Raw genomic sequence first — 20,199 nt, forward strand, 5'->3', positions numbered from 1 at the left:
CATTCGTGTTGTTTATTTCATCGGTGGACGTGTAAAGAGGCTAACGCTTCCGCTGTGGCATCTTGTACAGAAAGAAAAAGTGAGTTCACTTTGCCCGTTGGCGTTCGCATCGGGTTCAACGTGATATTTTGATACATAAATTCGGCTTGCTGAGTGACAGGACGCACATTGCGACACTTAAATAAGTAGGGCCGTTGTTGCCAAGTGATAAAACTGCGGCAACCTAAATCATAAACAGGCTTCGTTTTTAACTTAAACCACTCTTGATGAATTTCTGGAAATACAGTAAATAATGACTGGCCGATAGCATCATGAGCTTGCTTACCACTGTGATGCGTCATAAAACCATTCCAAACTTGTACTTGGAAGTCTCGATCAAGTACGATCAACCCCATATCGACATTTTGAACCATGTCCACCATCCAGTGGAACTGCTCAAATTCAGCGGGCAGAGATAACATCAGAACTCCTCCATTAAATAGGCGAGTTTATTGTCTAATAAGGGTAAAGACTCATCGACAAACATAAACAATAAGTCACACCGAATTGATGTGTCATCAATCGTGTAACTCACTTCAAAGGTCATCGTTTTACTAAACGAACCCGCCGTAGATTCAATGACCGAATCAATCGTAACGTGTTGCCCCAGTAAAACAGGTGAACTTTGGAAAAAACGAACTTCGGCTTGCTCGCCTAAGCCATTGAGAAAAGAGCCAACCAAAATATTGGAGACATCCATTAATAATTCCAGTTCTTCCAACTCTTCATTATCAACCGACACTTTCATCAATTTTTTTAAATCGGCTACACTAGAATCACTGAGCAATACCAAGGCTTCACCCGCAATTCCTTCCCCACTAAATCCTTGGCAAATGCCTGAAACCTGATCGTTTTCAGCCAGATCACGCAGTGCCATGTGCAATTCGCTGACTTCAAAGATATTAACATTCGGCAATGGGAGATGGACAAACACATCAAAATGGCGCGCTAGCGCATCTGCTGCTCGACCAATCGATACGTTAGCCACTTCCATATACACATCTCGCCGACGCAAAATGGGTAACTCGATTTCCACAGGAGTGATCATGCGTGGCTGAGTCGGCGGCTCAACTAACTCCCGCAGCACCGAATTTAACACCTCTTTATCAATCGGCTTTTGAATAAAAGCTTGAGCGCCCAGCGCCATCACCCGCTCTTTTGCTTTGGGTTGAATATCTCCCGAGACGACGACCACAGGTGTGGTATCACCACGCTGTTGCATGGCTTCCAATGTGCCAAACCCATCGAGCTCTGGCATGGTTAAGTCAAGAAACATCAATCTAAACGACTGTTTTTCAAGCAATTCAAGAGCTTCAACACCATGCATCGCAAATGTGATATCGGCATTTAAAGAGGAAGGAATAGAACGCGCCATTTGCTTTCTGGCTAACGCCGAATCATCACAGATCAATACTGGGTACGACATAACAACCACCAATCTTATTTATTATTTTTTCCAATCGTTAAAAGTGTATACCCAAATGAAACAGAGAAGCTAGGCAACGCAAGAAATACTCCTATCATCCGCCCCATAATAAGAGGAATGGGCGCTAGACTGGCCAAAAAGTCAGTAGCACAATTCGCAAAGCAATCGCTAGCACCATCATCGCAACTCCTAATCGATACCATTTATACTCTGCTACCGACATGTGGATCCGTTTATAAAACATTGTGGCAACGCCTTTCCAATCTTGGCTTCGCTTACCATAACGGACCATTCCCGTTAAAACACAAACAATGCCGACTAAGAGTAACGTTTTTTCTAATCCAAACAGAACAATATCCACTTTAATCTCTCTCCTTTTTTCAACACCTAGTAACACAAGCATACAAACTCAAGTACAAAATCACTGTAGAACTATAGTCGAAAAGAACAAGAGGATTCCCCTCGGACGCCCCAGCCAGATACCGAAACTTAGAGTACTTTTGGTGTGTCTAAGTGCTTTGAACGATAACGGAACCAAAGGTAGGTTGTTGCAATAGAAAAGAATAGATAAGAGAGACCAAAAATTGCCGGTGACGTCATCAATTGTGAGGAAATCCCCCACAACACCCCAATAATGGTGATGATCATTTTCACCAATAGTCCTAAAAATAGTAACATTAAAGCCAGCTCTGGAAAACGCGTGCTTCGAAAGGCAAACCAGTAGCATCCACTGACAGCAAGGACTGCAATAGAAAAACCAAGAAAAAACGAATGAAAATGCTCCGCTGATGCGATAGCCGCCGATACCGATACGATAGCAATGAGTAACCATTTCATCATCTACCTTCCTTAGTGATCGAGCACCTTTAAGAAAACAGCAAGAATAAAAGCTTTCTTTAAGATACAAATAAGGCCTGTCTCTTGTAGTACTCCTTTCCTTCACTGAATTCAAGAGAGGAAAATTCGCCTTGCTCAGTACAGAGGAATAATTGTTAATAAAAATAAAACAAAGTTGACACCTACCGATTAAAACTTCGCTTATTTCATTGGCCTTCATTGAGGTTAAGCTTTTATAAAAAAACAATTTTTTAACCGAACAATCCAACTGAGTTATGTTTCAGATTTGTGAGCTTGATAGTCCCACTGACCAAAAGCCCGTTTTTTAATGACAGGAAAAAGAGAAGAAAACCCTTAACTGAGGCAGGAATACATTCACAATCAGTAATTCAGAAATGGTGCATAGAGCAAAAAAATGAGCAAAAGTTCAAAAACTCCTGCGACTCACATCAAGTTCCGATTGACAAGATAAAAGATTACTCTAGACTCGATGATAGCTAGAAATGAAGTTCGTTGTATACACATTGTTTCGTTGGATTCCTTGTAACTCCCGTCGTGTCGTACGCAATAGCAATCTACTTTTCCACGCTATCCGTGCCGAGATCGGCCTATATAAAATTGTTTTTTTAGGATTTTTACTATGTCTACTCCTGTTACTGGTACCGTTAAATGGTTCAACGAAACGAAAGGTTTCGGCTTCATTAAGCAAGAAAACGGTCCTGACGTTTTTGCTCATTTCAGTGCAATCCAAGGCGACGGTTTCCGTACCCTAGCTGAAGGCCAAAAAGTTGAGTTTGTTATCACTCAAGGTCAAAAAGGCCCTCAAGCTGAAAGCATCAAAGTCCTGTAATAGACTTCCAAATTATTTAATAGCCAGCTTTAAGCTGGCTATTTTCATTTTATCCCCAAACCAATATGGCTAGAGGGGCAAACTAACAATAGTGGTTTAACTCGGCATGAGGGCCAAACACTTCATAATGAATACGTTCACTAGACACACCTAACGCCATTAATTGCTTAACGATACTTTCCATAAAGCCTAATGGACCACATAGATAGAAATCGCCATCATCGAATGGTAATTCAAGCAATGAAAGGGTCATCTGCCCTAAGTTTACGTTTTCTTCTGCCCCTTCCAAATACCATACATGTTGCTGCCACAGCTTCCCTTTAGCTTTTTGAACTGCAATTAATGAGGCTGTTTCATCAAGAAAAGTATGTTGCTGACGGGAGTGACAAGCGTATAAATACGTCACCTTATCTTTTTCTTGCTTTGATAACGTATTCAGCATGGCTTGCATTGGCGTAGCGCCCACCCCAGCAGAAATTAAGACCACAGGGCGTTGACGCTCAACATAATAAAAATCGCCAGCGGGCGCATACACAGAAATGCTGTCCCCAACTTGTACATGGTCGTGCAGATAATGTGACACGATGCCTGCGTGATCGTGACTCGCCCCTTCACGTTTGACTGAGATGCGATAATCTTTCCCGTTAGCCGCTTGAGATAAAGAGTACTGGCGAATTTCCTGATAACGATGACCATCTGGTTTCACTTCTACACCAATGTATTGTCCCGGCTGATAATCCAATACAGGTTGACCATCTTTGGGGGTTAGAACAAAACTGGTAACATAGAGTGATTCAGGATGCTTATCCGTCACAATAAATTCTCGCGCATCAGCCCAGCCCCCGACAGCTTGCTTACGTTGTAAATACAGCTCTCCTTCTCTATCAATAAAAATTTGGGCGAGAAATAGATAAGCGGCCGTCCATGCTTCTTCCACTTCCGCTGTAAAAGCATCAGGAACTAGCTCTCTTAAGGTTTCGATAAGGTGATGCCCTACAATTTGGTAATGATCCGCCTGGATATTAAAGCTGGTATGTTTATGAGCGATACGTTCAACCGCCGCAGTCAATACCTCTAAGTTATCAATATTCTTTGCATAGGCCGCCACCGCTTCGAATAAAGCAACACTTTGTCGCCCACTCTGTTGATGCGTCATATTGAAAATATCTTTTAACTCAGGGTTATGCGTAAACATCCGTTGATAAAAATGTTGAGTCAATGCAGGGCCAGCAGACTCTAACAATGGAATGGTACTTTTAATAATAGCAATGGTATGGTTGTTGAGCATAAATCCAATTCTCCTCAAATCTGGATTGTGATTATTCGATGACTTTAGCGCCACTCTATAAAATAATGATACTGTTGTGGGACATATAGCAGTTTTAATGCCAATTAATAACCATATGTTTTATAAATAAAAAATAAATATTTTGTTTTAATTCATGTCAAATCAACCCTTTAAATAAAGTCAATATGACTCTAGAATATCTAAAATTCTCTTTTTGAGTGGCTTATGCAAGATTTTTCTGTTTCCACACTGGTGGATATGACTATTGGCCTTGCCAGTGGATTAAATGATCAAGATCGTTTTCATCGTCTATTAGATGCGATTCGTAAAACGATTCAGTGCGATTGTGTTGTACTCATGTCTTTACAAGGCGAAACTCTTGTTCCCCTTGCTATGCAAGGGCTCACAAGAGATACATTAGGCCGACGATTCTCTATCAGTGATCATCCCCGCTTAGAAAGGATTTGCCATTCAACAAGCCCAGTTCGCTTTGATGCGGATTGCGAACTTCCCGATCCTTTTGACGGCTTATTGATGGATCATGATGATGATCTTCCCATGCATGCCTGTATGGGGTTACCTTTAATCTTTAGCGATAAATTACTTGGTGTTCTCACATTAGACAGCTTAACGCCCAATATTTTCGATAATATCCCTCTGCGTAGCTTAGAAGTCCTCGCGGCTATCGCAGCTTCCACTCTTAAAATGGCCCTCACTTTTTCCCAACTGGAAACACAAGCCAAGCAAAGCCAACAGCGTTTAGAAGCTTTAAATGAAGGGGTGTGGGAACGTGATGGCGGTGAAATCATTGGTAGTAGTGAGGCCATGCAGACAATGAAAGCGGATATTGATGTCGTTGCACCGTCTGACTTTACGATCTTGATTCACGGAGAAACTGGCGTTGGCAAAGAACTGGTTGCTCGAACCATTCATCATCTTTCTCCAAGAAAACGTCAACCTATTATTTATGTGAACTGTGCTGCGATTCCTGAAAACTTGGTAGAAAGTGAACTGTTTGGCCATGTAAAAGGGGCTTTCACTGGCGCAGATCGCCAACGAATGGGTAAGTTTGCTCTTGCTGATGGAGGCACCCTATTTTTAGATGAAATAGGCGAACTGCCACTCGCAGCGCAGAGTAAGATTTTACGGGCGCTCCAAAATAATGAAATCCAACCCGTTGGGCAAGATCAGGTACAAACCATCAATGTCCGCATTCTTGCCGCAACCAACCGAGATCTGAAACAAGAAGTGGAAGCGGGTCGCTTTCGAGCCGATCTCTACCATCGATTAAGTGTCTATCCTATTTATGTACCACCTCTTCGAGAACGCATTGGCGATGTAACATTACTCGCTGGGTATTTTCTTGAGCAAGCGAGGCGTAAACTGGGTATTGTTCAACTCAAAATACATCAAGAAGCCCTTAGCCATTTAATTTACTATTCTTGGCCCGGCAACGTTCGAGAGTTAGAACATGTCATTAACCGAGCCGCTCTTAAAGCTCGAGCGAAACAAACAGCGCAATCTGTTATCACCGTCACCAGCGAAGACATTGGTCCGCTGGATGAAGCACTGCCTGAAACGGCCTCACCTGTGCTACATGCGGAATCCCCAGCTTCTTTACTCTACTCAGAACAAGGGCTGCGTGAAGCGACTGATGACTTTCAGCGACGTTTAATCAGTGAAGCACTCATAGTGACCGAATTTAATTGGGCAAAGGCGGGGCGCTTGCTGCAAATCGACCGAGCCAATTTAACTCGGCTGGCAAAACGTTTAGGGCTTAACGTCACGAAAACACACACCATTCAGCAAAAGAACTAATGATGCCCCAAGCAAATCTTGCTTGGGGCATATCCGTCACACCTCAATCACGGGTTCAACCTCGGAGTTAGGCGCAAAAGCTTTCTCATATTCTTGCATAAAATCTTGCCGAATAAGCTGTTCTAAATGGTTCGCTTTCTCCGTTGGGCAAAAAATCATAAAGTGGACAATTTGTTCACCCGCAGGAGCACTGGTAATTTCAATATGAGGCTCTGCACTGGGTAAATCGACCCCTGCGTGTTTTTCTATCATGCTGTTATAACGGCGGGCAACATCAATAAAATGGGTGAAATGTGCATCCATTCGCTCATGCATAATCGGTAATAACGGATACAAGTTAACAAACCTCGGCACAACAATACTAAAATTATGAAATACATAGCGTTTCATAAAATTCAGATTCTTGACTGGATGGGTAAAAAACAGGCTATTGGGTAGGGTTGCAGTTTTCCCTGTGTAATGATACTGACCATGCTGTAAGTCTATTTCTTGAATCACCGTTGCCATCATGTTGTGTTCAATAACTTCCCCACACACTTTGCCAACTTCGATCCAATCTCCCATTCGAAAAGAGCGAGAACTGGCTCGTTGGATAGACCCGGTGAAACAGAGAATAATTTCTTTAGAAGCAACCACAATCGCAATAGCGATGGCCGTTACCGATAAAGCAAACTGGCTAATCTCTGATTTCCAAAGTAAAAACAGAATTAATAGACTCGCAGCGAAAGCCCCATTTTTGGCGCGAGACATCCACTTACGCTGCTCTTCACTCAAAAAGGATACATCCCCTCTTATCTGTGCTAAAGCGATCCGTTTAAGCAGCATGATCACCGATAATACCAATAAGGTTAATACGAGCTTATTCGTCAGCAGATAATCGACAATAACATTGACGTTTTCCATTCTTTCATCCTATCAATCACACTTAAGCTCTGACTTTCATGCTTCATCGTTATCATGGCGAGGGAAACACGACACCATTCACTTCACTCTATTTGCTTGATTATAGTAACAAGATGAGGCTTTGATACCAGCATAAATACCGGATTTGTGACGCTAAGGAAGGATAACTGTGCCAAGTTGCCTTGGCACAGTAAAAACGATGATTAGGCGTATTGACGGGCTGTTTTTTCAGCCAGTTTCATGATGACATGTACCGCTTGTTCCATACCTTCAATCGTAATGAACTCATGAATACCATGGAAATTATATCCACCAGTAAAAATATTGGGGCAAGGTAACCCCATAAAAGATAACCTTGCACCATCCGTTCCACCACGAATAGGCTTGATAATTGGCTCAATATCACACGCCTGCATCGCTGATTTTGCCAACTCAATAATATGCGGATGTTCTGCGATTTTTTCCTTCATATTAGCGTAATTATCAACAATTTCTATCTCGACACGCCCTCTACTTAGCTGGCTATTGAGCTCCGCAACTTTCTGCTGCATCCACGCCTTACGGGTCGAGAACTCAGTAACATCAAAATCACGAATCAGGTAGTCTAGTTGAGAGAGAGCGACCCCCATCTTTGCGGATTTAAGATGGTAAAAACCTTGGTAACCATCGGTGTGTTCAGGGGTTTCTTGAGCGGGCATCATTTGAATGAATTGTGCAGCAAGATACATCGAGTTGACCATTTTATCTTTCGCTGTCCCAGGATGAACATTCACTCCATGGAAAATCACTTGTGCATTCGCCGCATGGAAATTTTCAAATTCCAACTCACCCACAGGACCACCATCAATGGTATAGGCCCACTGTGCGGCAAATTTCTCCACATCAAAGTGATCAGCTCCACGACCAATTTCCTCGTCAGGTGTAAAAGCAAGACAAATATCACCATGCGGAATAGAAGGGGTTGCCATTAGCAGTTCTACTGCGGTGATAATTTCCGCAATCCCTGCTTTATTATCCGCCCCAAGTAAGGTATTTCCATCCGTCGTAATCAAGTTACAACCATGTAGCTGATGCAATTCTGGGTATTGAATCGGTGATAAAATCTCATCGCCTTTCCCTAACGCAATGTCTCCACCTTGATAATTTTCAACAATTTGAGGCTTAACATGCTTACCTGAGGCATCTGGTGCAGTATCCATATGTGAAATAAAGCCAATCGCAGGAACGGGATAATCAACATTGGATTTCAGCTTCGCCATGACATAACCATGTTCATCTAAACTCACGTCGCTCAGCCCAAGAGCCAACAATTCATCATAAAGTAGCTTGCCAAAGACTCTTTGCCCTGTTGAGCTGGGGCAGTGAGCATTCTTAGGTTTTGATTGAGTATCATAGGTAACGTAGCGCAAAAAACGCTCAACAAGGTTATTCATAGCAAGCACTCACTATCGATAAAACGTAGTCGAAAAGATTCAACTGAAAAAACGCCATACCCAAACGACCTTAAAAACATCGCCATAGATACACTAAAGTGATTTGGGTATATACGCAGCTAATTGAAATTTATAGTACGTATTTATGCTGAGGATAACTTGCTATAAATCAGTTTTTAGTGGATTAACTTATGTATCCGCTGGCTAAGACGAACAAAATAAGGTTTCAGAAAATGAAACAAGGGAGCCATGTGAGTTGGAGTGAAGATCACAAAACAATATAAAAACATGCCATTTTTCTCTTACTGATTTGGCACTTCGTCGGGAAATAACTACATTTATTGCTATGCGATTCCAATAGTCGCTCTACTTGGACTCTCTCGATTTAATTATTATCACTAACGACGTCTTGCCTCTTGCGATCTGAGTTCAGGTCCTTGAGGCATTTTTTTATCTTTAATCAAAATCAGGGTGCTCAACGGCATTGTTGAGCACCCTGATAATGAATTACCCAGAGAAGACCGATAACATCCGGCTGCTTTTCGCAGGAGTATGAATCGTGACTTTACCTTGAGAACTTGGGAAAAAATCTCCGCGGTACAAATCACAGAGCGTATCAGCCCATCTCAGATCCACTTGCTGCGCCCGAGAGGATTTATTGATAATAACCACACCTTTATCACCACGGCTAAAGACCAGAAGATCATCACTCGCCTCAACCGTTGTCATCGGCAAGCCATGCATTTGGTTATGAAAAGCAATTCCCGCTAGAATATTCGGCGCACACCACGCATTCTGCCAACGAGGATCGCCTTCTGAATCACGAAAATCACTGGGGTTTAAATCAGAATAAATCAGTGGAACACCACCATCTCGACCTAAAATATAGCTGTAGGCTAGCGCTTCATTCTCCGCGGACATCACAAGATCCACAAACACATCATTATTGGGAATATCATGGGTGATGGCAAACGTGATTGCCCGATCTTTAGATAAGGCCTCACCGAAGCAATACGGATCAATCAAACGCTTTAAGCTCCCTTTAGGCTGTAATGCGTTATAAACGGTTTGAAATAAAGGAAAGTCATAAGCGCCTAAACGCGTTTCTGCCAAGTAAGGCTCTAAAAATAATTGATATTCGGCTTTGGTTGCACCACCGTCGGTAATAATTTCACCAAAAATATGGACATCATGAGTAATTGCTTCCGTCCATACCTGTTTAAGGTGCTCAATACTCATGTGTTTCGCGGCATCAATGCGAAACCCTTTGACGCCCATTGCTTTAAGCGCCTTCAGATAAGCTTGTTGCTGCTCAATAACATGTGCATTAACCCGCAACGTTGGCAAGCCTGAGTCATGGGGCCCCCCAGAGATACGGCCATTTTGTACTTGCCACTTATCCTGCCAGTCTTGAATTCCGAAGGCTTCAACAAAATCATCTTCAGTAAATAAGGGTTGAGATAAATCACCAAACAAACGTTGTTTTTGATAATAATCTTCACGTTGGCGATAAGTTAACTGATCTTTTTCGCTTGGATACTGTAAGTCTAAACGAATGGAAGACTCATTAGCCATATGGTTAAACACCACATCGGCATACACCCATAAATCAAACTGTTGCAACGTACTAACCATGGTTTGGAAAGATTCAGTATCCCCTAATTGGTTATCAATCACTCGATAGTCTTGCGGTTGGTAGCGCTGCCACCACGGCGTGCCTTTATCTTGTCGATAAGATTTCATTGGTGGAGAAACCAGTACGGCTTTATAACCGGCTTCAAAAATAGCCTGCGCGTGTTCTGTCACTTGTGAATACGGCCAGTCAAATGCGTGTAAAATGACATCAGTCGGCTTAGAACGAATCATGACGAATACTCCTGCTCTGTCTAGCAAGCGAAAAAAAGGAAACCACAAAAATTGAATGCAGCTTACTAAAACCCATTCCTAATATTGATGATGATTATAAGTCGTCCCCTAAAAGGGCAATCCCCCTAAGGTCGATTATTCATGGTGGAGAACTGGGGCGTAGAGCCAAGAATATCATGCCCACCACCCAAAGAGGGGGCTCATTGCTCGTGACGAGTTCATCTTTAAAAAGTGCTAAGTAAAGCCATTGAATAAAAAGGAGGATTACGCAGGGAAGAAAGGCGCATTTTTGGCATTCAAGGATGAACCCAAAAATCAAGCAATAGGCACAATAGCATGCCCATTGCTTTATGTGGCTCTAACCTTAGTGGATAGGGGTTTCTGATTGAGCGAAAAATTTTCCAAAATGCGCTTCTAACACTTCAGGGGTTAGTTTGCCTTCAGCTTCTAATTTTTTAAGTTCAGCAACGACCGCTTTTTGCTCATCTAGGCTAGGAAGGGCAACTTCCGGTTGCTCGTCCATTTCTTGGGCCATCATTTCCAGTTCTTTTTCAAAGTCGTTCATAGTACTTACCTAATATTGTTCATGCTGGCGAGAAGTGTACCCAACTCGCCACCACTATTCTAGCGCTTAAGATGTTCCACCATGTTATCAAACCCGACCCGAATGATTACACTTTAAATCGGCCAACTCTATTTTGTAGATCGGTTGCCAAACGAGCCAATTCGTCACTGGCGGCAGCAATATGCATTGAACCATTAGATAACTGTTCCACTCCACTGCTGATACGGTTTAAGGTTTGGTTTACATCATCCGCTACGATAGATTGCTGCTCCGTTGCTGTGGCAATTTGAATATTCATATCATTGATAGTGAAAATGCCTTTCGTGATATCGCGCAGTTTCTCTGACGCTTCTTCCGCCCACTGCACCACTTCACTGGCTTTACGATAGCCGCCATCCATCACCTGTGATGCTTCTTTCGAGGCCATTTGTAATTTTTCAATAATGTCTCGAATTTCTTCTGTCGAGCTTTGCGTTCGAGTGGCAAGAGTACGAACTTCATCGGCCACAACAGCAAATCCGCGTCCATGTTCACCCGCTCGTGCGGCTTCAATCGCCGCATTCAGTGCTAATAAATTGGTTTGCTCGGCAATGCTTCGAATGACCTCTAATACCTTGCCAATGGAGTCAGCATCATGCTGCAATTTTCCAATCACATTCACCGCAGTTTGCACTTCTTTCGCTAAAACAAGCACTTCATTGGTGGTATTGGTCACAACAGCTTCCCCTTCCTGTGCAAATCGGCTGGATTGATCCGCAGCCTGAGCCGCATTAGCGGCATTTTCCGCCACTTGGTTGACCGTTGTCGCCATTTCCGTCATGGCCGTTGCCACTTGATCGGTTTCATGGCGTTGCTGCTGAACCTGATCATTAGCTTCTCGACTCGATACCGCTAATTCTTCTGCTGCTGCCCCCAACTGAATTGAGGCCTCAGCCACTTGTTTTACTAAACTGTGTACTCCGCCAACAAAAGCATTAAAACTACGGGCAAGATCGCCAAATTCATCGTATCGACCTTCATTCAACCGCTGAGTTAAGTCACCATCTCCTGCGGCAATTTGCTCTAACGCTTCCCGCGTTTCATTAACAGGTTTTACAATCATGTTGGCAACCAATAAAACAATGCCTATGAGTATGATGATTGTCACCACAAAGGCCAGTAATAAACTCACCGTTAATTCATGAGCGGTAGACATGATCTTCTCATATGGCTGGGCAACCGCTAGCGACCAACCCGGTGTATTCGCTACGGGATGATAAGCCACCATATAATGTTGGTTGTTCTCTAAATAAAGATCCGTAATCCCCGCTTGTCCATCAACCATCTTTTTACTCATTTGGACATAATCGGTATCACTCGATTCTGTGGCCTTATCTTTTAAGCGCTTTTCTTCGCTAGGATGGGCCACATAAATACCACGCGAGTCTACCAACCACGCCACCGCATCATCTGTTGATACATTATCCACCAACTGAGTAAGTGTATTGAGTGTCACCGTTGCAGCCAGCAGACCGATCACCTCTCCCTGATGGTTCTTTACCGCCTGTGCCAAAACAATAATTGCATTGCCGGAGGTGCCCGAATAAAGGGGGTCACTCACTAAGGAAGACTGGGTTTTCTGCACCACTAATTGTTGAAAATACCCTCGGTTTGCTCGGCTGGCAATCACACCATTGTGGTGATACGCATCCCCTTTAAGATCAACAAAAAACATCACTTCAAATTCAGGACTCATTTTCTTGCCAAAATGTTTTACGTAGCTAAAAATGGCTTGCGTATCTCCCGATGCCAAGGTTTCCGTTTGTGCTAACGAACGCACCACCGCCATCCGGGCCTCTACCCAACTGCTAATCATCTCTGAGCTATTTTGAGCGGTGCGACTTACTGATGTTTCGCCCAATTTCACCACTCGAGAACTGACCTGGTTAATCACCATCCAAGCCGCTACCAGTAAACAAAGGGTTAATGGAAGGCTAAATACAATAATCAGCCTTGGGGTCATTCTTAATCTTTTAAACATAGATTCCTCTCAGTGGCTATGTCGACATATGTCAAACTGCGCATATTACTTCTTATAGTATTTAGCACAGTTCAAGCAAAGCTCACGAAATTGTTCAAGATTTGGTGAGAACTCTCTAATAAAATATATTCATGTCATAAAAGGTTGAACGCTCAACACTCATTTCACAAATGAATGCATTACGGTGGCGATTCATCACGAAAGAGAGTGCAGATAAAACAAAATCGTATAAATGATGAGCAATCAAACAGAAAATCTGCCTTTCCCATTTATTCGCCGGAACTTTTCGGTTAATACAATGACCAATGGCTGAATTACCAATCGGGAGTCGGGTTAGATGCAATTATCTACTTTTCAATCACTACAAACGTATTTAAACCAACAGGTCATTGGTCAACACTCACTGGTGCAGCAGTTGCTCATTGCTCTGCTTGCAGATGGACACATCCTTGTTGAAGGGCCACCAGGGCTTGCAAAAACCCGAGCCGTAAAATGCCTAGCTGAATGTATTGAGGGAGAGTTTCACCGGATTCAATTTACTCCTGATCTACTTCCCGCCGATTTAACAGGTACCGATATTTTCCGACCAGAAACCGGGGAGTTCACCTTCCAAGCTGGGCCAATTTTTCATTCCTTAGTATTAGCCGATGAAATTAACCGCGCGCCCGCCAAAGTTCAGGCGGCGATGCTGGAAGCCATGGCAGAAAAACAAATTACCGCCGGAAGGAAAACCTATCGCTTACCGGATCTATTTTTGGTCATGGCCACCCAAAACCCAATTGAGCAAGAAGGAACGTACCCACTACCCGAGGCTCAATTAGATCGTTTTCTACTCCACCTTGATGTCGATTACCCGGATGCTGAACATGAGCTGGCCATTCTGCGCCTTAATCGCGGAGAAGCTCAGGGGCAAGCCCCTGAGCCACCACCCGTAGTAACTCAATCAGATATTTTTCAGGCTCGGCAAGAGGTTCTCAATATTCACATGGCCGAATCCATTGAACATTATCTGATTCGGTTAGTCATGGCGACTCGTCAACCTCAAGAGTACGATCCCCAGCTAGCACAGTGGATTGAGTTGGGTGTCAGCCCTCGGGCAACTATAGCCTTAGATCGCTGCGCCCGTGCACACGCTTGGCTTAATGGCCGTGATTTTGTAAGCCCTGAAGATGTTCAAGCCATGGTATTCCCAGTATTACGCCACCGGTTGTTACTCTCGTATCAAGCTCAGGCTGAAGGGATCCATCCAAATCAGGTCATTGCTCATCTTCTCTCTTTGGTTGGCAGCGCCTAAGGCATTGCAATGACAAATTCGTTCCGTTTACCTCTTCCCGCCCATGCAGATGGCGTTCATCTTTGTCTTGAAGAGTTATTACCTTATCAGCAACATGCGCTAAAGTGGTTACCGCCTGCCAAGAGTTTATGGTCTCAACTTTTAGGACACCACCAAAGTAGACAACTTGGACGAGGAATGGACTTTGCCGAAGTACGTCAATACCAGCCGGGAGACGATATTCGAACCATTGATTGGCGGGTCACCGCCAGAACGGGAAAACCGCATACCAAACTCTTTTGTGAAGAAAGAGAAAAACCCGTTATTTTGTATGTAGATTTGAGTACGTCGATGCAATTTGGCTCGACACTGCTATTTAAATCTGTGTTAGCGGCACATATGGCAAGCTTACTCAGTTGGCTTGCTGTTGCCCAACATGACCGTATCGGCGCAATTATTGACCTCGGTCACCAACAACTTGAGCTAAAACCGACCGCTCGACACAAAGGGGTATTGCAGATCATGGCGCATTTAGTCAAAGCACAACAACAAGCGCTTACACAAGTATCCGTCCCGTTAACGTCCATGCAAACAGGGCTACTGGCACTTAACCGTCTCTGTCCCAAAGGGAGTGAAATCATCTTAATCAGTGATTTTGTTCGTTATGATGAAGAATCAACGCCTCTGTTTAATCAACTCAGCCGCCATAATCGAGTTCGCATGGTGCATATCATCGATCCTCTGGATCAAGGAATAACCCATTTTCGCGGTATTGAGCGAGTAAAGAATAACCAACAAACGCGCTGGCTCAACTTTTCAGCAAATAGTACACGGTTAAGCATCAAAAAAGCCTTTGAATCTCAGAAAGTAAAACTAAAATCATTGAGCCAATCTCTGGCAATAGACTACCGTTCACTCTCGTGTGATCGACCTTTGTTGCAACAATTATCTGGACGTTAAATCGATGCAGGAACCATCAGCGACTTTACATCTCAATGCACTCCACCTCCCAGAGCTACCTTCTTGGTGGCCTTTAGCTTGGGGATGGTGGGCCTGTCTTGCTGCCGTTCTCACCGTCACCATATGCATGCTTTGTCTGGCGCTCTGGAAACGAAAACGTCTCGCTCCCAAAAAAACCGCCATTCGGTTACTTAGCCAAACCAAGGGCTATCAGACCCCATCTGATGCCATGGAGCTACTCAGGCAAGCGGCTCTGTGCTACTACCCTCGTGACCATATTGCACACCTAACAGGGCATGAATGGTACACCTTTTTAGATAATCAACTGGGTCAGTCACGCTTTGTGCCCAATCTCACCTTGTGGCAGCAAGCTTTGTATCAAAAAAATCCCGTTACTCATCCAGAGCAGCTAATCAGTGACTGCCAACTATGGATACATGAAGCATTGCCACCGAAGAAGAGGAGTTTAAGGAACCTTGGCAAACATTGAGTTTTTATGGTGGTGGTGCTTCTTACTGCTTCCACTGCCTGTTGTGGTCTATCGTTTTGTATCGCCGCTCCCGCAACAAGCCGCGATTCCCCTCTCCTACCTGCCACCAGCCAACCATCTTGTTAGGCCGCATCAATGGTGGATAAAAGGTTTAGCCACCTCAATTTGGTTATGTCTTATCACTGCGGTGGCTCGCCCTGTTTGGTATGGAGAGCCCATTTCACTTACGACCCAGCAGCGAGATGTGATGCTGGTTGTTGATCTCTCCTACTCCATGAATCAACAAGATATGAAGTTAGGAGACCAATATGTAGATCGCCTCACGGCAGTCAAACAGGTACTCAGTGACTTTATTACAAAGCGTCAAGGGGATCGGTTAGGGCTGATCTTTTTTGCTGACCATGCTTACTTACAAACACCACTGACATTAGATCGCACCACAATTACACAGCAATTAAACCAAGCGGTATTACGGTTAATCGGGACTCAAACCGCAATAGGCGATGGTATTGGACTTGCCACAAAAACTTTTATTGACAGTGATGCGCCGCAACGAGTCATGATACTACTCAGTGATGGCAGCAATAATGCGGGTGTACTTAGTCCGATTGAAGCCGCCAAAATTGCAAAACACTATGGCACAACGATCTACACCATCGGTGTGGGCGCGGGTGAAATGGTAGTGAGAGATTTTCTGATGACTCGTCGCGTTAATACTGCGGAGGATCTAGATGAAAAAACCTTACAAGAAATTGCGCAGTTAACTGGCGGGAAATACTTTCGTGCCCGTAACCAACAAGAGCTACAGAGTATTTATGACACCATCAACCAGTTAGAACCCCTAAGTCAAGCGACCCAAACTTGGCGTCCACAAAGTGAATGGTTTTGCTACCCACTTACTGCTGCTCTACTACTTTCAGTGGTGTTAATGATCTTGAGGAGACATCATGGCTGATTTTATGTTTCTCTCCCCCGCTTGGTTGTGGGCCTTACTGCCTTTAGCTGGGTTATTAGGTTGGTTGTTTTATCGCCCCCACCACCAATCCTTGGTGGCTCCTCACCTCGCACAAGCATTAGGGCTTACCCATAAAAAACATCAACATCTTTGGTTCACAGGGGTCAGTTTCTGTTGGCTCGTCGCTACACTCGCTTTGGCCGGACCCAGTTTTGAAAAACAGCCCAGACCAAGCTATACCAATAGCACAGCGCGGGTTGTCGTGATGGATATGTCATTGTCGCTTTATGCCAGAGATCTGAAACCTAACCGACTCTCTCAAGCACGTTACAAGGTATTAGACTTACTTTCAGGCTGGCAAGAAGGCAATACTGGATTGGTGGCTTATGCAGGGGATGCCTATAGCATTAGCCCTTTAACCACAGACACGGCAACCATTGCTAATCTACTACCTAATTTATCTCCGGACATTATGCCCTTTCCCGGTGCAAATGCTGCCGCAGGCGTCCAGCTTGCCATAGACATGCTCAAACAAGCTAACTTAGCCTCGGGAGAAATTATTCTGGTCGCAGATGATCTGTCGATGCAAGAAAGCCAATCAATCCAAACCCTACTCGATGGAACGCCATGGCGATTTACTCTCTGGGGAATAGGTAGTGCAAATGGCTCCCCCATCACATTAAGTGACGGCACCTTATTAAAAGATGAACAGCAACACACTGTGATTGCGAAAACTGATTTTCTCACGATGCAAAAACTTGCCTCACAAGTGAAAGGCCATTTTGTGGCTTATCGCAATGATGACCAAGATGTTCAAACCATTCTTCGTCTCACTCATGCCTCAGCAACCGATATTGAACAGCAAGCGGAAACTCCCCTTATTACTGATGCCATCAACCATGGTTACTGGCTAATAGGGTTATTGATTATCCCAACCCTTTTACTGTTTCGGCGCGGTGTTCTATTTACTCTCATAGTTTGTATAGGCGCGCTCACAACGCCAGATCCCGCTCACGCCTCCGCTTGGTTAAATCAAGATCAGCAGGCATGGCGAGCTTATCAGCAAGGCAATTATGAATCAGCAGCGAAGCTCTTTACCTCACCAGAGTGGCAAGGAGCGGCGCGTTACCAAGCCGGAGATTATCAAGGCGCTATTGATAGTTGGGCAAAAATCCCGACCCCCGACGAGCATACACAATACAATCTTGCGAATGCTTACGCTCAAGCCGGGCAGTTGGAAAAGGCGAAAAAACGCTACCAAGAAATCCTCCAAAGCAACCCAAATCATCAAGATGCTCAGCATAACCTTGCTGAGGTTGAGCAGGCGCTCAAACAGCAACAGCAACAGCAACAGCAACAGCAACAGCAACAGCAACAGCAACAGCAACAGCAACAGCAACAGCAACAGCAACAGCAACAAAAGTCTTCGTCAGAGGCAGAGCAAGGTCAAGGATCTTCTTCCTCTTTTGATAATCAAGAGAATGAAGCCAATCAAAAAAATTCTCAGCCTAACACTTCTCCGACAGAGAGCAAGAATTCACCCCCTCCAGATCTATCAAGTGAGAAAACGAATACGGATCAACCCAATGAAGCGGAAAATGATGAAGAGGCAGAAAACAAACCAAATAGCCTCGCCCAAAGTGATGCCGAACGTAGCGCGTCTCAGTTGGAGCTTAGTGAAAATAGCAGCCAAGAAGCCGACTCGCAGATGCGCAAACTAGAACAAGTAGAAAGTGCCCGCGATCCCAGTCGCTTGCTGCGCGCTCAACTTTATTTACAGGCAAAAAGTAAACCCACTCCATCAACAGAAGGTAAAAAGTGGTAATGATCACATTGTTGCAATTCCGACGCTTTCCTTGGCTCATGCTATTACTTAGCACGTTGAGCCTTTCTGCTCATGCTTCAACCTTATCCGCTACGGTTAGCAAAAATAAAGTGGTAAAAAATGAGGTGTTTCAACTGCGAATTATCAGTGATCGTCCCTCCAAACCGGATGCGATTGATTTTCACACACTGGAAAACGATTTTTTTACCAGCCGCCCAAGTTTTGCTTCTTCAGTCAATATCGTAAATGGAGAGCGCAGTCAGCGCAGTGAATGGACTCTTTCGCTCGCAGCCAATCGACTGGGAATTATAACAATTCCAAGCTTTGAGCTGGATGGCCAAAAAACTCAACCGATTGCTATTCAGGTCACCGCTGATGAGCAAGCACCCAATACCGAACAACTGATTGAAATGCACAGCACCCTGTCCCGGAATACCCTTTACCCACAAGAAAGTACCCAACTGCATATCCGATTGCTTATCAAAACCGATGTGCGCCGGCTACAAAACCCTCAACTGACGCCACCCTCGGTTGAGGGAATGACACTCACTCCTGTAAGTGAAGCCAAGCAATACCAAACGGTGATAGATGGGGTGGAAGTGACGGTGTTAGAACAAGACTTTCGCCTCACAGCAGAAAAAGCGGGGCAATTTCACTTAACAGAAGCTAAGTTTCAAGGTTCGTTAATCTACAATCATCGCTATGATAACGGAACTCGAATTATTCCTTTTACAACCACCCCAAAAACCTATTCGATTACAGTTGAAGACAAACCCACTGACTATCAAGGAGCTTGGCTCCCTACGTCTCAATTAACATTAACGGAACAGTGGCAAGACAGCCAAGGTTCACCTATTACTCATTCGCCTTATTCCATTAAAGTGGGTGAAGCCATCAGTCGGGAAATTACACTACAAGTAGCGGGATTAAGCCCAGAGCAGCTGCCTAAATTAACCCTCTCTTATCCAGAAGCCATCCGTGTATATGAAGAAAAACCACAAATAACCACCCAAGATAATGGGGAGACGGTGATGACGGTCAAACACGTCTTAATTCCACGTCGCAGCGGAGAAGTTTCATTACCCAAAATGAGTCTCAATTGGTGGAATACCAAAACAAAACAGCAGCAAGTTTCCCAAACGTCCGATTTAACGTTAATTATTGCCGAGAATGAAAACGAAGAAGCTACGCCTTTAGCTACGAATGTAACCTCATCTTCGGCCCATTCTGTAGAAATCATCAAAGATGCGGGTTGGTGGCCTTACTTAACCCTATTTTTTGCTCTACTATGGCTAATCACCGCTCTCCTTGCATGGCGGCAACGAACCTCAGTCACAAGCGCAATAGATGAAAGCCGTACTACGCCACCACCATGCTCTCGATGGCAGCAATTACAACACGCATTAGAGCAGCAAGATGGTATTGCAATCAGCCACGCGGTAAAAATATGGATGGAGACCTTAGATCTAAATCAAGACGAGAGAAGACAGCTTGAGCAAGCACTGAATCAATTCAATGCGCAACTTTATTCGGCGAATGTGCAAAGTAGCGCCAACCTTGATGAATTAAAACAATGGATTTCTCAGATTCACCAGCAACAATCCAAACGGCAGAATCAACGAAATCATCCCTTAGCTAAGCTATAAACCCA

General features: G+C 44.1%; 18 protein-coding genes. 8 read left to right on the top strand and 10 right to left on the bottom strand.

What is annotated here, in order from left to right; all coding sequences use genetic code 11:
• Nucleotides 1-17 precede the first annotated feature (17 nt).
• The 4 genes from EXA13_RS03890 to EXA13_RS03905 form a co-directional block, all read right to left on the bottom strand.
• A complete protein-coding gene (locus EXA13_RS03890) occupies nucleotides 18-461 on the bottom strand; it encodes a PAS domain-containing protein (protein ID WP_238131984.1) in 444 nt (147 codons plus the stop codon).
• Complete coding sequence (locus tag EXA13_RS03895) at nucleotides 461-1,465, bottom strand: response regulator (protein WP_238131985.1); 1,005 nt, start codon at nucleotides 1,463-1,465, stop codon at nucleotides 461-463. Before EXA13_RS03895 ends, EXA13_RS03890 begins: the two co-directional genes overlap by 1 nt.
• Before the next feature lie 124 nt (nucleotides 1,466-1,589).
• Nucleotides 1,590-1,826, bottom strand: a complete 237-nt coding sequence (locus EXA13_RS03900; RefSeq protein WP_238132184.1) for a hypothetical protein — start codon at nucleotides 1,824-1,826, stop codon at nucleotides 1,590-1,592.
• Nucleotides 1,827-1,954: 128 nt separating this feature from the next.
• A complete protein-coding gene (locus tag EXA13_RS03905) occupies nucleotides 1,955-2,302 on the bottom strand; it encodes an NADH:ubiquinone oxidoreductase (protein ID WP_238132185.1) in 348 nt (115 codons plus the stop codon).
• 640 nt (nucleotides 2,303-2,942) lie between these two features.
• On the opposite strand from EXA13_RS03905, the gene EXA13_RS03910 reads away from it, so the two are divergent.
• Nucleotides 2,943-3,152 carry a cold-shock protein gene (locus tag EXA13_RS03910; RefSeq protein ID WP_000106983.1) on the top strand — a complete coding sequence of 70 codons (210 nt, stop codon included), beginning with the start codon at nucleotides 2,943-2,945 and terminating at the stop codon, nucleotides 3,150-3,152.
• Between the two features lie 82 nt (nucleotides 3,153-3,234).
• Here EXA13_RS03910 and hmpA read toward each other — a convergent pair whose 3' ends face one another.
• On the bottom strand, nucleotides 3,235-4,440 hold the full coding sequence (gene hmpA, locus EXA13_RS03915) for an NO-inducible flavohemoprotein (RefSeq protein ID WP_238131986.1): 1,206 nt from the start codon (nucleotides 4,438-4,440) through the stop codon (nucleotides 3,235-3,237).
• A gap of 258 nt (nucleotides 4,441-4,698) precedes the next feature.
• Between hmpA and norR the strand changes: the two genes are divergently transcribed.
• Nucleotides 4,699-6,258 carry a nitric oxide reductase transcriptional regulator NorR gene (norR, locus tag EXA13_RS03920; protein WP_430794465.1) on the top strand — a complete coding sequence of 520 codons (1,560 nt, stop codon included), beginning with the start codon at nucleotides 4,699-4,701 and terminating at the stop codon, nucleotides 6,256-6,258.
• Nucleotides 6,259-6,294: 36 nt separating this feature from the next.
• Here norR and EXA13_RS03925 read toward each other — a convergent pair whose 3' ends face one another.
• From EXA13_RS03925 to EXA13_RS03945, 5 genes are all read right to left on the bottom strand, one after another.
• Nucleotides 6,295-7,161, bottom strand: coding sequence for a mechanosensitive ion channel family protein (locus tag EXA13_RS03925; protein ID WP_238131988.1), 867 nt, complete (start codon nucleotides 7,159-7,161; stop codon nucleotides 6,295-6,297).
• A gap of 203 nt (nucleotides 7,162-7,364) precedes the next feature.
• Nucleotides 7,365-8,594: a peptidase T gene (gene pepT / locus EXA13_RS03930; RefSeq protein WP_238131989.1), complete on the bottom strand. Its 1,230-nt coding sequence runs from the start codon at nucleotides 8,592-8,594 to the stop codon at nucleotides 7,365-7,367.
• A gap of 507 nt (nucleotides 8,595-9,101) precedes the next feature.
• Nucleotides 9,102-10,460 (bottom strand): alpha-amylase family glycosyl hydrolase, encoded by a 1,359-nt coding sequence (locus tag EXA13_RS03935; RefSeq protein WP_238131990.1) that lies wholly within the window; start codon nucleotides 10,458-10,460, stop codon nucleotides 9,102-9,104.
• Between the two features lie 364 nt (nucleotides 10,461-10,824).
• Nucleotides 10,825-11,025, bottom strand: a complete 201-nt coding sequence (locus EXA13_RS03940; RefSeq protein ID WP_238131991.1) for a restriction endonuclease subunit S — start codon at nucleotides 11,023-11,025, stop codon at nucleotides 10,825-10,827.
• A gap of 106 nt (nucleotides 11,026-11,131) precedes the next feature.
• A complete protein-coding gene (locus EXA13_RS03945) occupies nucleotides 11,132-13,045 on the bottom strand; it encodes a methyl-accepting chemotaxis protein (protein ID WP_238131992.1) in 1,914 nt (637 codons plus the stop codon).
• 337 nt (nucleotides 13,046-13,382) lie between these two features.
• Here EXA13_RS03945 and EXA13_RS03950 point away from each other — a divergent pair, with 337 nt between their 5' ends.
• Genes EXA13_RS03950 through EXA13_RS03975 form a run of 6 tightly spaced genes read left to right on the top strand, consistent with a single transcriptional unit; the run spans nucleotide 13,383 to nucleotide 20,194 of the window.
• Nucleotides 13,383-14,339 (top strand): AAA family ATPase, encoded by a 957-nt coding sequence (locus EXA13_RS03950; RefSeq protein ID WP_238131993.1) that lies wholly within the window; start codon nucleotides 13,383-13,385, stop codon nucleotides 14,337-14,339.
• Nucleotides 14,340-14,348: 9 nt separating this feature from the next.
• Complete coding sequence (locus tag EXA13_RS03955) at nucleotides 14,349-15,278, top strand: DUF58 domain-containing protein (protein WP_238131994.1); 930 nt, start codon at nucleotides 14,349-14,351, stop codon at nucleotides 15,276-15,278.
• Between the two features lie 4 nt (nucleotides 15,279-15,282).
• Nucleotides 15,283-15,768 carry a DUF4381 domain-containing protein gene (locus tag EXA13_RS03960; RefSeq protein ID WP_238131995.1) on the top strand — a complete coding sequence of 162 codons (486 nt, stop codon included), beginning with the start codon at nucleotides 15,283-15,285 and terminating at the stop codon, nucleotides 15,766-15,768.
• Nucleotides 15,755-16,723, top strand: a complete 969-nt coding sequence (locus tag EXA13_RS03965; protein ID WP_238131996.1) for a vWA domain-containing protein — start codon at nucleotides 15,755-15,757, stop codon at nucleotides 16,721-16,723. Before EXA13_RS03960 ends, EXA13_RS03965 begins: the two co-directional genes overlap by 14 nt.
• The gene (locus EXA13_RS03970) at nucleotides 16,716-18,548 is read left to right on the top strand and encodes a VWA domain-containing protein (protein WP_238131997.1); all 1,833 of its coding nucleotides are present in this window, start codon (nucleotides 16,716-16,718) and stop codon (nucleotides 18,546-18,548) included. Before EXA13_RS03965 ends, EXA13_RS03970 begins: the two co-directional genes overlap by 8 nt.
• Entirely contained in the window at nucleotides 18,548-20,194 is a 1,647-nt protein-coding gene (locus tag EXA13_RS03975; protein ID WP_238131998.1) for a BatD family protein, read from the top strand. The genes EXA13_RS03970 and EXA13_RS03975 overlap by 1 nt, the downstream gene beginning before the upstream one ends.
• Nucleotides 20,195-20,199: the final 5 nt, after the last annotated feature.

It is taken from the genome of Vibrio cincinnatiensis, from assembly GCF_022113815.1.
Lineage (GTDB): Bacteria > Pseudomonadota > Gammaproteobacteria > Enterobacterales > Vibrionaceae > Vibrio > Vibrio cincinnatiensis_A.